The 12383-nt window shown below is 72.0% G+C and carries 15 protein-coding genes and 2 pseudogenes; 5 read left to right on the plus strand and 12 right to left on the minus strand.

Annotation, left to right across the window (positions count from 1 at the left end; translation table 11 throughout):
• The first annotated feature begins 31 nt into the window (after positions 1-31).
• Positions 32-583, plus strand: a complete 552-nt coding sequence (locus RH94_RS35705) for a methylated-DNA--[protein]-cysteine S-methyltransferase (protein ID WP_073952449.1) — start codon at positions 32-34, stop codon at positions 581-583.
• 25 nt (positions 584-608) lie between these two features.
• Here RH94_RS35705 and RH94_RS35710 read toward each other — a convergent pair whose 3' ends face one another.
• The 3 genes from RH94_RS35710 to RH94_RS35720 are packed head-to-tail and all read right to left on the minus strand — an operon-like array spanning position 609 to position 2591.
• Positions 609-1097 carry a VOC family protein gene (locus tag RH94_RS35710; RefSeq protein WP_073952450.1) on the minus strand — a complete coding sequence of 163 codons (489 nt, stop codon included), beginning with the start codon at positions 1095-1097 and terminating at the stop codon, positions 609-611.
• A gap of 42 nt (positions 1098-1139) precedes the next feature.
• Positions 1140-1937: a methyltransferase domain-containing protein gene (locus tag RH94_RS35715; RefSeq protein ID WP_073952451.1), complete on the minus strand. Its 798-nt coding sequence runs from the start codon at positions 1935-1937 to the stop codon at positions 1140-1142.
• 12 nt (positions 1938-1949) lie between these two features.
• The gene (locus RH94_RS35720) at positions 1950-2591 is read right to left on the minus strand and encodes a nucleoside/nucleotide kinase family protein (protein ID WP_199881132.1); all 642 of its coding nucleotides are present in this window, start codon (positions 2589-2591) and stop codon (positions 1950-1952) included.
• A gap of 108 nt (positions 2592-2699) precedes the next feature.
• Between RH94_RS35720 and RH94_RS35725 the strand changes: the two genes are divergently transcribed.
• Positions 2700-4190 (plus strand): glutamate synthase subunit beta, encoded by a 1491-nt coding sequence (locus RH94_RS35725; protein ID WP_073952452.1) that lies wholly within the window; start codon positions 2700-2702, stop codon positions 4188-4190.
• 62 nt (positions 4191-4252) lie between these two features.
• Here RH94_RS35725 and RH94_RS35730 read toward each other — a convergent pair whose 3' ends face one another.
• From RH94_RS35730 to RH94_RS35740, 3 genes are all read right to left on the minus strand, one after another.
• Positions 4253-5053, minus strand: coding sequence for an SAM-dependent methyltransferase (locus tag RH94_RS35730; protein ID WP_073952453.1), 801 nt, complete (start codon positions 5051-5053; stop codon positions 4253-4255).
• Between the two features lie 85 nt (positions 5054-5138).
• Positions 5139-5375, minus strand: coding sequence for a DUF397 domain-containing protein (locus RH94_RS35735; protein ID WP_073952454.1), 237 nt, complete (start codon positions 5373-5375; stop codon positions 5139-5141).
• Entirely contained in the window at positions 5372-6235 is an 864-nt protein-coding gene (locus RH94_RS35740; protein WP_073952455.1) for a helix-turn-helix domain-containing protein, read from the minus strand. The genes RH94_RS35735 and RH94_RS35740 overlap by 4 nt, the downstream gene beginning before the upstream one ends.
• Positions 6236-6477: 242 nt before the next feature.
• Between RH94_RS35740 and RH94_RS35745 the strand changes: the two genes are divergently transcribed.
• Positions 6478-7098, plus strand: a complete 621-nt coding sequence (locus RH94_RS35745; protein WP_079189312.1) for an ATP-binding protein — start codon at positions 6478-6480, stop codon at positions 7096-7098.
• Positions 7089-7538 (plus strand): hypothetical protein, encoded by a 450-nt coding sequence (locus RH94_RS35750; protein ID WP_073952457.1) that lies wholly within the window; start codon positions 7089-7091, stop codon positions 7536-7538. The genes RH94_RS35745 and RH94_RS35750 overlap by 10 nt, the downstream gene beginning before the upstream one ends.
• Positions 7539-7592: 54 nt before the next feature.
• Here RH94_RS35750 and RH94_RS35755 read toward each other — a convergent pair whose 3' ends face one another.
• From RH94_RS35755 to RH94_RS35770, 4 genes are all read right to left on the minus strand, one after another.
• Positions 7593-9053: an aminotransferase class I/II-fold pyridoxal phosphate-dependent enzyme gene (locus tag RH94_RS35755; protein WP_073952458.1), complete on the minus strand. Its 1461-nt coding sequence runs from the start codon at positions 9051-9053 to the stop codon at positions 7593-7595.
• Between the two features lie 85 nt (positions 9054-9138).
• On the minus strand, positions 9139-9324 hold the full coding sequence (locus tag RH94_RS35760; RefSeq protein WP_073952459.1) for a hypothetical protein: 186 nt from the start codon (positions 9322-9324) through the stop codon (positions 9139-9141).
• A gap of 304 nt (positions 9325-9628) precedes the next feature.
• The gene (locus RH94_RS35765) at positions 9629-9823 is read right to left on the minus strand and encodes a DUF397 domain-containing protein (RefSeq protein WP_073952460.1); all 195 of its coding nucleotides are present in this window, start codon (positions 9821-9823) and stop codon (positions 9629-9631) included.
• Positions 9820-10656: a helix-turn-helix domain-containing protein gene (locus RH94_RS35770; RefSeq protein ID WP_073952461.1), complete on the minus strand. Its 837-nt coding sequence runs from the start codon at positions 10654-10656 to the stop codon at positions 9820-9822. The genes RH94_RS35765 and RH94_RS35770 overlap by 4 nt, the downstream gene beginning before the upstream one ends.
• Positions 10657-10849: 193 nt before the next feature.
• Here RH94_RS35770 and RH94_RS35775 point away from each other — a divergent pair, with 193 nt between their 5' ends.
• Positions 10850-11347, plus strand: a complete 498-nt coding sequence (locus RH94_RS35775; protein ID WP_324614343.1) for an ATP-binding protein — start codon at positions 10850-10852, stop codon at positions 11345-11347.
• Here the strand turns inward: RH94_RS35775 and RH94_RS35780 are convergent.
• A pseudogene (locus RH94_RS35780) lies at positions 11319-11693 on the minus strand (SDR family NAD(P)-dependent oxidoreductase); the annotation flags it as partial. The gene RH94_RS35775 and the pseudogene RH94_RS35780 sit on opposite strands and share 29 nt — an antisense overlap.
• A 132-nt stretch (positions 11694-11825) precedes the next feature.
• Positions 11826-12383 (minus strand): annotated as a pseudogene (locus RH94_RS45690) (FAD-dependent oxidoreductase); the annotation flags it as partial.

Here is a 12383-nt window from a genome sequence, read left to right on the forward strand (position 1 = left end):
CGTTGTCAGTGGTGGGCCGTACCGTGAGCACATGGACAGCCACGAGCACAGCGAACAGGTCGTGTGGACCGTCGTCGACACCGGCATCGGCCCCTTGCTGCTGGCCGCGACCCGTCGGGGCCTGGTCAACGTCGTGTTCCACGCCACCGACGCGGTACGGGACCGGGCGCTGGCCCGGCTGGCGTCCCGGCTGGGCGGGGAGCCGTCCGAGGAGCCCGGCTCCCCGCTGCTCGCGGAGCCGATACGCCAGGTCCGGGCGTACTTCACGGGCGAGCGGCGCGACTTCGACCTGCCGTTGGACTGGTCGCTGATCTCGGGCTTCAACCGGCAGGTGCTGCGCGAGCTCGCGTCGGGCGTGCCGTACGGCACGGTCGTCGGGTACGGCGACCTCGCCGAGCGGGTCGGGCAGCCCGGCGCCGCGCAGGCGGTGGGCGCGGCGATGGGCTCCAATCCGCTGCCGGTGGTGGTGCCGTGCCACCGGGTGGTCGAGAGCGACGGGGGCATCGGCGGGTTCGGGGGCGGCCTGGAGGCCAAGCGGAGGCTGCTCGCGCTGGAGGGGGTACTGCCCGAGCCGCTGTTCTGAGGCCCCCGCTCGTCCGGTCGTAGCGCTAACCGCAGTGCTGGTCGTAGTGACGGGCCTCGAAGACGTTCCCGTCGGGGTCGCGGAAGTAGAAGCTGCGCCGGGCCTTGCCGCGTGCGCCGTAGGAGTCGTAGGAGAAGTCGGTCACGGGGACGGCGTGCTCCTGGAGACGGGTGCGCAGGGCGTCGAAGGCGTCGGCGGGCAGGGACAGGCAGACGTGGTTCACCGGGTGGCCCGCGCTGTCGGCGGCGCCGGGGAGCATGTTCATGCGCCGCGCCATGTCGTACGGGGCGAGGTCGAGGATCGTCTCGTCGTTGAGGCGTACGGAGGGGAAGGAGACCTCGCCTGCGGCGAACTCGTCGACCCGCAGCGGCTCCAGGCCGACGGTCCTCCCGTAGAAGCCGGCGGCGGCGACGGGGTCGCGCACCCACAGGACGACGTGGTCGAGGCGCGGGGCGTCGTCCGTCGTGTTGTCCGTCCTGTTGTCCGTCCTGTCGTCCGTCGTGTCGTCCGTCATGCCTTCCAGGCTGGTGGTGTGTCGTGCGGGCCGCAAGGGCGGCTACGGCTTGATGCCCCACGCCGAGATCATCGGGGCCGTGGCCAGGTCCATCGTGCCGGTGGCCACGTTGGCCAGGTGCTGGTCGATGTCCTCGTCGGTGGCCAGGCCCGCGGTGACGAGGCGGGTGCGGATCTGGCGGATCGTGGCGGACTCCAGAGCGGCGCAGGCCGGGGAGGCGAAGGGGAAGTAGGCGTCGGCCTCGACCCGGTGCAGGCCGGCCTCACGCAGCAGGCGGGGGAGGCGGCGACCGTAGGAGAGGTCGGCGCCGTGGTCGGCCAGCAGTCGGCGGAAGCCGCGGCGGAGCCGGTTGGCCAGTTCCTGCGCCGGGCCGTGTTCGTCGGGGCAGGGCAGGGGCTGGAGCGCGGGGTCGGCGTCCTCCAGCAGCAGCCGTCCGCCGGGCCGCAGCGCCTCGACCATGGACCGCAGGGCCCGTTCCCGGTCCGGCACGTGGACCAGGACGAGCCGGGCGTGCACGAGGTCGAAGTCGTTCCCCGGCGGCTCCTCGACGCCCACGTCGTGCACCCGCACCTCGACCGGCGGACGGGCGGCTCCGGCGACCAGCGAGGTGTCGATGTCGGTCGCGACGACCCTGCCGGCGGGCCCGACCCGCCCGGCCAGCCAGGAGACGACGGAGGTGCCGCCGGCGCCGACCTCCCAGCACCGCCGGCCCGGCCCCACTCCTAGTTCTTCCAGGTGGCGGAAGGTGGTGGGGTCGAAGAGCGTCGCGAAGGCGTCGAACCGTTCGCCTGCCTCGGTCTGCCGGTTGTCGAGCAGATAGCCGTCGCCGTGCGTCGTCATGACCGGATTGTCTCAGCCGTTCCAGGCCGGGCGGCGTGGGTCGTCCGCGCGTACCAGGACGTCGGCCGTGCCGGCCGGGTCGGCCTCGGTCTCGTAGCGGTCGAAGGCGGGGAGTGTCCAGTGGTCCGCCTCGGGGGTGCGGCGGCGCAGGGCGCCCGGGGAGAGGAGGAGGTGGACGGTCAGGTCGAAGGGGAACCAGTGGCGCAGCAGGAGGGGGCCGTGCAGCAGGAGCAGGCCGCCGGGCGGGAGCCGGACGTAGGGGCTGCGGGTGGCGCGGTCGGTGGCCGGGTCCCACAGGTCGGGCAGGACGCGGCCGTCACCGCCGGGTTCGAGCGGGCCGAAGACCTCCCGCCACAGGGCGCCGGTGTCGAGCCAGCCGTCGTAGTAGGAGTCCACGTCCCGGTGGCCGTGCTCCAGGCGGAGGGAGGCCGGGCGCAGGAAGCCCCCGGTGCCGACGACCAGCGAGGGCCGGCCGAGCGGGCGCAGCGCCTCGGCGACGCGTTCGGCGAGGTCGCCGGGGCGGGCGGCGGGGGCGCCGTCGAAGGCGATGCGCGGCCAGGGGCTGCCGTCGCCGGGCTTCAGGTCGAGCAGGCGCTCGGCGAGGCGGTCGGCGAGCCGTTCCCAGGTGATCGCTTGGAGTCGCACACCGCCCATGATGCGACAGGCCGCGCCCTTCCCGGCCGGGCCTGCCGGGCTCTGCGCGCGGGCCGGCGCGGACGTATCGTGGCCGGGAAGAGGTGTGCCCAGGCAAGGGGGACGGCCATGGCCGATCCCAAGGGATTCATGACCACGCCTCGGCGGGAGTGGCCGCGCCGGCCGGTCGAGGAGCGGGTGCGGGACTGGCACGAGGTGTACGTGCCGGGCGGGTTGCTGCCGATCATCAGCAAGCAGGCGGACCGGTGCATGGACTGCGGGGTGCCGTTCTGCCACGAGGCCTGTCCGCTGGGCAATCTGATCCCCGAGTGGAACGACCTGGTGTCCCGGGAGGACTGGCGGGCGGCGAGCGACCGGCTGCACGCGACCAACAACTTCCCCGAGTTCACTGGGCGGTTGTGTCCGGCGCCGTGCGAGGCGGGGTGCGTGCTGACGATCAACCAGCCGGCCGTCACCATCAAGAACGTGGAGTGCGCGATCGCCGACCGGGCCTGGGAGGAGGGGTTCGCCCCGCCGCGCCCGCCGGACCGGCTGTCCGGGCGGACCGTCGCGGTGATCGGTTCGGGGCCCACCGGGCTCGCCGCGGCGCAGCAGCTGACCCGAGCGGGGCACACGGTCGCGGTGTACGAGAGGGACGACCGGCTCGGTGGGCTCATGCGGTACGGCATCCCCGCGTTCAAGATGGAGAAGCACCATCTGGAGCGGCGGCTGGAGCAGATGCGGGCCGAGGGGACCAAGTTCCGTACGTCCACGGTGGTGGGGCAGGACGTGGGGGCGGCGGAACTGCGGGCGCGCTACGACGCCGTGGTGATCGCCACGGGCGCCACGGCGTGGCGGGAACTCCCCGTCCCTGGGCGGGAGTTGGCCGGGATTCATCAGGCCATGGTCTATCTGCCGCTGGCCAACCGGGTGTGCGAGGGGGACCTGGAGGCGTCCCCCGTGTCCGCCGTCGGCCGGCACGTCGTGATCGTCGGCGGCGGGGACACCGGGGCCGACTGCCTGGGCACGGCGGTGCGGCAGGGCGCCGCGTCCGTGACCCAGCTGGACATCTACGCCCAGCCGGGCGCGGAGCGCGACGAGGACACCGAGCCGTGGCCGACGTACCCGAAGGTCTACCGGCTGTCGGCCGCCCACGAGGAGGCGGGCGATCTGCGCACGGCGCCCGCCGCGGACGCCGACGCACGGCTGTTCGCCGCGTCGACGCTCCGCTTCACCGGTGACGCCGACGGACACGTGCGCGAGCTGCACCTGGTCGAGGTCGACGCGCGGCGCCGCCCCCTGCCGGGCACCGAGCGCACGCTGCCCGCCGACCTCGTCCTGCTCGCGCTGGGTTTCTCCGGCCCGTCCCAGGAGGACGGCCTGATCGCCCAGCTGGGCCTGGACCTCACCCCCCGCGGCACCCTCGCCCGCGACCGCGCCTTCGCGACCAACGTCCCCGGCGTCTTCGCCGCCGGCGACGCGGCCCGCGGCCAGTCCCTCATCGTCTGGGCCATCGCCGAGGGCCGCTCGGTCGCGGCAGCCGTGGACCACCACCTGACCGGCGGCCCGTCCCGGCTCCCGTCCCCGATCGGCCCCTACGACCGCCCGATGAGGGTCTGAGACCGCCCGACGAGATCCCGGCGGCCGGGCCGGGCGTCACGGCTCGCGTGCCACCGCTCGCGTCACGGCTTCCGCGCCACCGCCCCGTACCCCGGGATCACCCCGTCGTCCTGGCCCGGGACCGGGTCGCCCAGCTCCGGGTGCCACTTGTGGACGACCTCGACGCCCGGGTCGACCAGCTCCAGACCGTCGAAGAACCGGGCGAACTCCTCGCGGGAGCGCAGGGCCAGGGTGACGCCCGCGCCCTTCAGCTTCGCCGTCGCCGTCTCCGACTTCTCCGGGGTGAAGTCGGAGGTGGCGTGGGTCATCATCAGGTAGCTGCCGGACGGGAGTTCGGCGAGGAGGCGGGAGACCAGTTCGTGGGCGCCGTCCTCGTCGGAGATGAAGTGGAGCAGGGCGATCATGGACAGGGCCACGGGCCGGCCGAGGTCCAGGACCTTGCGGGCGCCCTCCATGATCGTGGCCGGATCGCGCACGTCGGCCTGGAGGTACTCCGTGACCCCCTCGGGCGTGGAGCGCAGCAGGGCCGCCGCGTGGGCCAGCACGATGGGGTCGTTGTCGCAGTAGACGACGCGCGCGTCGGGCGCGACCGACTGGGCGACCTGGTGGAGGTTCGGCTCGGTCGGGATGCCGGTGCCGATGTCCAGGAACTGCCGTACGCCCTGCCCGGCCAGCCACCGGGTGGCCCGGTGCATGAACGCGCGGTTGACCTTGGCCATCACCGGCACCCGCGGTTCGAGGGCCAGCATCTGCCGGCCCATCTGCTCGTCGACGGGGTAGTTGTCCTTGCCGCCGAGGTACCAGTCGTACATCCGCGCGGGGTGCGGCCTGCTCGTGTCGATCCCGTTTTCGATCCCGGTCATACGGCGCCTCTTAAGCATCTGAAGGGAAAGGCAGTCATGGTCAAGTAAGTGTCAAGCTTAGGCAGTTGAGGGACAACCAATGAAGTCAGGCGAGCAGGAAGTCCGCCACCCCCGCCTTCGCGCCCTCGATGAACGCCGTCATCTCGTCGGTGGTGTAGATGAGCGCCGGCCCGTCCGGGTCGGTCGACTGGCGGACCGCTATCCGGCCGTCGGCCAGCTTCATCGCCTCCAGGCAGTTGCCTCCGTTGCCGCCGCTCCACGGCTTGTGCCAGCCCTCGCTGCCCAGGTCCCGGGCGGGCATGCCGTTGTAGATGCGCTTCATTCGAGCTCCTTGCGGAGATCCCGGAGGATCTCCTTCGTGCGATGTGCTGTGGCGGCCTGCGCCGCCATGCGGTCCATGACCTCAAGGTGGGTCGCCACCTCTTCGCGCGCGTCCAGGTAGACGGCGCCGGTCAGGTACTCGCTGTAGACCATGTCCGGCAGTTCGGGCATGGCGAACCGGAACAGCACGAAGGGCCCGTACGTGCCCGGGTGCGGCCCCGAGGAGAACGGGGCGACCTGGAGCGTCACGTTGGGCAGCTTCGTGGCCTGAAGCAACTTGTCGACCTGCGCGCGCATCACCTCGGGCCCGCCGACCCGGCGGCGCAGCGCGGTCTCGTCCATCACCGCCCAGAACCTGGGCGCGTCGGGGCGGGTGAGCAGGTCCTGGCGTTGCATGCGCAGCGCGACGTGGCGCTCGATGTCCTCGGGGCTGGTCTGGCCGACGGCCCCGGACTTGAGCACGCCGCGCGCGTAGTCCTCGGTCTGCAGCAGGCCGGGGACGAAGTGCGGTTCGTACGACCGGATGAGTACGGCGGCGCCCTCCAGACTGACGTACATCGAGAACCAGCCCGGCAGGATGTCGTGGAAGCGCTGCCACCAGCCGGGGCGGTTGGCCTCCTCGGCGAGCTTCACGAAGAGCTCGGCCTCGTCGTCGGGGACGCCGTAGGCCTTCAGCAGCAGCTGCAGGTACGGGATCTTGAGGGCGACCTCGGCCATCTCCATACGGCGTACGGTCGCGGGGGCGACGTGCAGGACGCGGGCGGCCTCCTCGCGTTTGAGTCCCGCACGCTCCCGCAGATCCAGCAGGCGCCGGCCGAGCACGACCTGCCCGACGGTCGGCGCGGACCGCGGCTCGCTCACACTCCACCTCCACGACTCAACCGGATGACACCACGTCAGGGCCTTCCGGGCCGCCTGACGGCCCGACAGCTCTACGGCGCCACCCGAAGACCGGACGGAGGATCGGGCAAGGATCCCCGGCGATCCCAACTGGCGCCGCTCGACGTGCTGTTGCGTGCAGTGTGCCATGACCGCTCACCGCGTCACCCACCACTCTGCATTTTTCAGAGTGCCACTTGCCAAGTGTTCATGGCGGGGAGATAGTGGCAAGCGTGATTCCGTCCCCGCCCTTAGGAACAGACACGTCCGCGAGCCCGTCGGGCTCCGGTGCCCCCATGGGAGCGTGCCCCGTCGAGGCCGCCGCCCCACGTCGGTTCCGTTTCGAACTGGCCGCGCATCCCGGTTCTCCCGCCCAGGCCAGGCGCCTGGTCAGGACCCGGCTGACCGGCTGGTCCGTGTGCGAGGACACCTGCGAGACGGCGGCCCTGGTGGTCTCCGAGCTGGTCACCAACGCGATCGTGCACACCGCCAGCAGCCAGATCATGTGCGAGCTGCAGGACGGTGACGACCTGGTGCGCATAGCCGTGCGCGACGAGGGGTGCGCGCCGGGTCAGCCGCACCCGTCGCTCCGGCTGCCGGAGGAGGAGCACGGCAGGGGCCTGCTCCTCGTCGGCGCTCTGTGCCGGGCGTGGGGCGTGCAGGAGTACGGCCCCGGCCTGATGGTGTGGGCGGAGCTCTCCCGGGGTGCCGCTCCCGCCCGGGAAGCACGGGAGGCCCGGAACGACCTCGGCTGGGGCGCCCGCCCCAGGCCGGGTCCGCCCCGCGACGCGGACGGCGGGGACGATCCTCAGGCCCACCACGGAACGGGGACCGCATGGCTGTGACCGGAGCCCTGGGTTCCGGCCGTGCGCTCAGCCTGGACACGCTCGTACGCGTGGGCCGCGCCGCGCACACGCCCGGCGCACCCCGGCGCCTGACCGTCCCCGAGGGCATGACGACCCCCCTGGGCTGCGACGCGGTGGCGGTCCCCGCCCACCTCGGGTCCCAGCTCATGCCCCGGCTCCCCCGCGTGGGCTGCGTCTACGCCGACCGCGCGCACTGGTGGTGGATCGTCCCCGCGGACTCCGACTACGCCCTGCACTGGCCGGCCCCGGCCCACTACTCCACCGGCGCGGTCCTTCCCGCCGCCCCGCACCCCACCGCTCCCGCCCTGGTCCACCGTCCCCGGGGCACGATCCCCTACACCCCGCCGATCCCCCTCTACCTGGCCCTGTGCCGGGTGACGGGAGCGACCCCCTCCTGGTCCCGCCCCGTCACGGCCTGACGCACGGCCCGGCCGGGCTCCGGCCGCGGACCGTGGTTCTACCGGGCCGTGGCTCTACCGGACCGTCACGCGCAGGGTTTCGAGGGTGGGGTCGGCTGCGTCGGGGACGAGCATGCCCGCGGCCGCACCGGTCCTCAGATAGCTCACGACGTCCGTGGTGATGACCTCTCCCGGGGCCGCGACGGGTACGCCGGGCGGGTAGGGGCTGAGCACCTCGGCGGCGACGCGCCCGACGGCCTCGTCGGCGGGGACGTGTTCCGCGTCCGCGAAGAAGGCGTCGCGGGGCAGCATGGCCTGCTCCAGCTCCAGTGCGGACGGTTCGGGAAGCCTCACCGGGGTGCGGGCCTCGATGGTGCCGGCCTGGTCGACGAGGCGGCACAGGGAGTCGACGAACAGGTCCTCGGTGCGGTCGTCGTCCGCGTGGGTGATCTGCCCGCCGATCCGGCAGGTGTCGGACGATCCGAGATCGACGTGGCAGTGGGCGCGCAGCCACTCGGCGGCCTGCATGCCGCTGATGCCGAGCTCGCGCACATCGACGGTGATCCTCAACGGGTCCGTCTCCGCCGCCAGGCCGGCCTCGACGACCTCCGGACCCATCAGACGCAGTCCGGGCAGGGCGCCGACGGTCTCACGGATGCGTGCGGAGCGGCGCAGCGCCGCCTCCAGCAGGTCGTGACCCTGCTCGACCATATGGCGGCGCCACCCGTCGAGGGTGGCGTACACCAGGGAGGAGGAACTGGTGGTGCCCAGCAGGTCCTCCCGCTGCTTGAGCACCTCCGGGGAGACCCGGTCGCCCTGCAGGTGGAAGACGGAGCTCTGCTCGATCGCACCGCCCATCTTGTGGACGCTCGTGACGACCAGGTCGGCGTCGGCGTTCATGCCCCAGAGCGGCAGGTCGGGGTGGAAGGGCAGGTGGGCTCCCCACGCCTCGTCGACGATCAGCGGGACGTCCTGGTCGTGGCAGGCACGCGCGATACCGCGGATGTCCGCGCAGGAACCCCAGTCGGTGGGCGTGATCAGCAGCATCCCCTTCGCGTCGGGGTGCGCCCGCAGCATCCGCCGTACGTCGTCGGGCTCGGGCGGATGCGCCAGGTGCCGCTCGGCGTCGAACTTGGGATGCACCCACACCGGCTGCACGCCGTTGACGATCACGCCGGCGATCACGGACTTGTGGGCGTTGCGGGAGATGAGGAGCTTCTCGCCGGGCCCGGCCACCGCCAGCATCGCGGTCTTCACCGACAGGGAACTGCCGCAGGTGGAGAAGAACGCCTGTTCGGCGCCGACGGCGTCGGCCATCAGCTCCTCGGCCTGCGTGAGGACTCCCTGCGACTCGCGACGGTCGTCGAGCCCGTTGAGGGAGAGCACGTCGGAGGCGAACACCCCTTCGCCGACGATGTCGACGACCCGTGGATCGGCTCCCCGCCCCTGCTTGTGCCCCGGAGGCCCGTACACGACGTCACCACGGCGCCGGAACTCCTGCAACGCCTCCAACACGGGAACCCGGGAGTGATCCACCACGCCTCCTCATCGAGGGACCGCACAACCTCAGCATCTGACGTCGCTGTCGAGTTGCACGGGTGCGGAGATCAAAACGCCCGCGTCACGCGGTCGCGTCCACCGCCCCCTCGCCGCTGCGTACGATCACCAGGAACGTGTCGGTCGCGAGGTCCATGACAACCTCGGCGGGAAGGCCCTCCAGTCGCCGGGCATGGGCGAACTCCTCCGCCGGCCACGATCCGCGCGGACCGCCTGCGGGAAAGCGCTGAAGCACCGTTCGCCCGTTCACCTGGTACCTCCACCTCATCGTGCTGTAATCAGAGATTTAAACGCCAGACACGGGGTGAATGTCTCGTCCAGTGACGGTACTGAGACGTACTCGACACGAATTCAGTGCCCGAACTGCGTCCCGTCTCACATTTTCCGCCTTTTCCGGTACGGTCCGTTCCGCTCCGCGCACCCTCCGCATCCATCCCGCCTTCGCCCCCCTCCGCAGTACGGTGCACACCCGCCGACATGCACCCACTGACCAGGGCGTGGGTACGCCAGTGCCCCGTGACCCGAGCCGATCGGTCACGGGGCACCGCGCTGTTCTACGCGTTGTGCTGAGCGGCGAACCCGACGAACTCGGCCCAGGCACCCGGCGTGAGGCTCACCGTCGGACCTGCCTTGTCCTTCGAGTCACGTACGTGCGTGGCGCCCAGCCAGGAGGCGACCTCGACGCACTCGCCGCCCGACCCTGTGCTGTAGCTGCTCTTGAACCAAGCTGCCTCGGGTACAGCGTTCATTTCTCTCCCAGCAACTTCTCGACGAAGGCCATCGACTCGCGCGGAGTGAGGGCCTGTGCCCGGAGGATGCCATACTGCTCCACGATCTCCCGGACCGACTCCCGCTCCGTGTGGAGACGGCTGTCCTTGTACGCCTCCACGTATGCGATCCTCTGCCCTTCCAGGGTCTCGATCAAGGTGAACGGGCCTTCCAGCGCAGCATGTTCTTCCCGCTCGATCGGCATCACCTGGATTTCGACGTTGCGACGCCGACCGTGCAGCAGGATCTGCTCCCACTGGCCGCGCATGACGTCCCGCCCGCCCAGCGGGCGACGTAGTACGTGCTCCTCGATGACGAAGCTGACGGTGGGCATGGGCTTACGGGAGAAGATCTCCTGACGCGCCAGGCGAGCCGCGACCCGCTGGGCGATGACCTCCTCGTCCAGCAGTGGACGCCACATGCTGAACACCGCCTGCGCGTACTCCTCGGTCTGCAACAGTCCGGGTACCGCCTTCGTGGCGTACACGTGGAGGGCTGCCGCCTTCGACTCCAGCCGCGCCGCATCCCGGAAGAACGGCGGATACTGCGCCTGCGCCACCTCCTCCTTCCCCGCCTTCAAGACCCCACCCGCGCCGAGCTCTTCGTCGGCCCTGTCGATGAACTTGGGCGGCGGGATCCGCCTCCCCTGCTCGAAGCTGGCGATCGTGGACGCCGAGTACCCCGTCCGACTCCCGAACTGCGCCCGGTCCAGCCCCGCTCCCTCCCGGAACAGCTTCAACTGCCGTCCGAAGAGGTGCAGGATCCCCCACCCCGGCTCGTACTCGACCTCCGCCCGCTGCCCGTCGTCCTCCACGCCCGGCACCTCCCGTACGTACTCACCCTGCCGATTCACCCCGCACCGCGTTCACTTCCGCGACCAACGCGCCGCGCGGGGAGCCGGTCACGATCCGCCCCGCGTACAGCCGCGCTCCCAGTGGTGTACAGCCGAAACCGGTCAGCGGATCACGCCTGTTCAAAGCTACGCACAGCCAGCGATCGTTTACTCCATGAAGCCAGCAACTCCCCCGCAAAGGTGTACGCCGGACCCCGTGGCGGCCCCGCTCGAGTTCGCGATGCGGTTCACGTCGACCCCGCGCGGAGCACGCCTGGCCCGCCGGCTGGTCTCGCACCGGCTGAACGAGTGGGGCCACCCGTACGACTCGTCGGTGAACGAGGCCGTCACGCTGATCGCGGCGGAGCTGACCGCGAACGCGGTGCGGCACGGGCACGTACCCGGCCGCGACTTCCACCTGCGGATCAGCGAGGCGGAGGGTGCGCTGCGGGTGGAGGTCGGGGACACGCGCGGGGAACGGCTGCCCGCGCCCGGACCGCCGGGTCCGGAAGGCGAGTCGGGGCGGGGCCTGCTGCTGGTGGAGGCGCTGGCGGACGACTGGGGGACCGCTCCCCGGTCCGGCGGTCCCGGCAAGGTCGTCTGGGCCGAGGTGCGGCTGCCGGGGGCGGGCGGCCGGGAACCGGTCAGACCTGTTCGAAGTGGAACGCCTTGATGAAGCAGTCGCGGGGCTGGGCGACGGCGAAGAGGACGCACTCCACGAGCGACTGCGCGGTGAGGGCGTCCTCGGCCCCGCGCGGTGTGGTCTCCCACTCCTCGGAGAGCGGGTCGGGGTTGTCGAAGTCGGGCGGGTAGAGGGAGATCATCCGGACTCCCCGGGGCCGCAGGCGCTTGGAGAGGATCTCGGTGAACCCCGCCTGGGCGCTCTTGGCCGCGTAGAAGGCGGCGTGCGCGTCCGAGCGGTGGTGACCGGCCGTTCCGCAGGCGGAGATCATCGTCACCACATCCGGCTTGTCTGAGCTGAGCAGGAGAGGGAGGAAGTTCTTCACGGCCCGGACGGTTCACGGCCCGGACGGCGCGGTGGAGTGCGGCGGCCGCCGGGGAGACGGAGCTCGCTGACGATCTTCCACTTTCGCCGGCGGCCGGTCCATCCGGCCCGTCGCGGTCGGGCCGGATCGGCCGGACATGCCTGGTCAGACGGCCCGTTCGGCGGTGGCCGGCGGGGCCGGCGCCTCGCCACGCCGGGCCTGCAGCAGCTGCCGGCGCTTGGCGCCCCCTGAGACGCGGTGCAGGCGGTACGCGCCGGGCTTGCGCGCCTCGTCGGCCAGGTGCTTGACGATGCCCTGGCACACGAGCTCCTTGAGCCTCGCGCCGGGGCGGCCGTCGATGTGGAGCCCCAGCGCGACGTCGTACCGGTGGGCGAACTGGAAGATGCCGTCGCGCCGGCCCAGGCTGATGCACTGGCCGGCGAACAGCTGGTTGAGGGGCGAGGGCCGCTCGTCCGCGATCCGGCTGAGCACCGTGTCGGCGGCCCGCGCGCCCAGGGGTATCGCGGCCTGGCAGCTCATCCGCAGTGGCAGGTCCGACGGTGCCGCCGAGTCGCCGGCCGCGACGATGCGCTCGTCGTCCACGCTCGTCAGCGTCTCGTCCGTGCGCAGGCGGCCCAGGGCGTCGGTGCTCAGCCCGCTGCGCGCGGCCAGGTCCGGCACGCCGAAGCCGGCGGTCCAGACGGTCACCCGGCTCGGCAGCTC

Origin of the sequence: Streptomyces kebangsaanensis (genome assembly GCF_001906585.1) — a bacterium.
Taxonomy (GTDB): Bacteria; Actinomycetota; Actinomycetes; order Streptomycetales; family Streptomycetaceae; genus Streptomyces; species Streptomyces kebangsaanensis.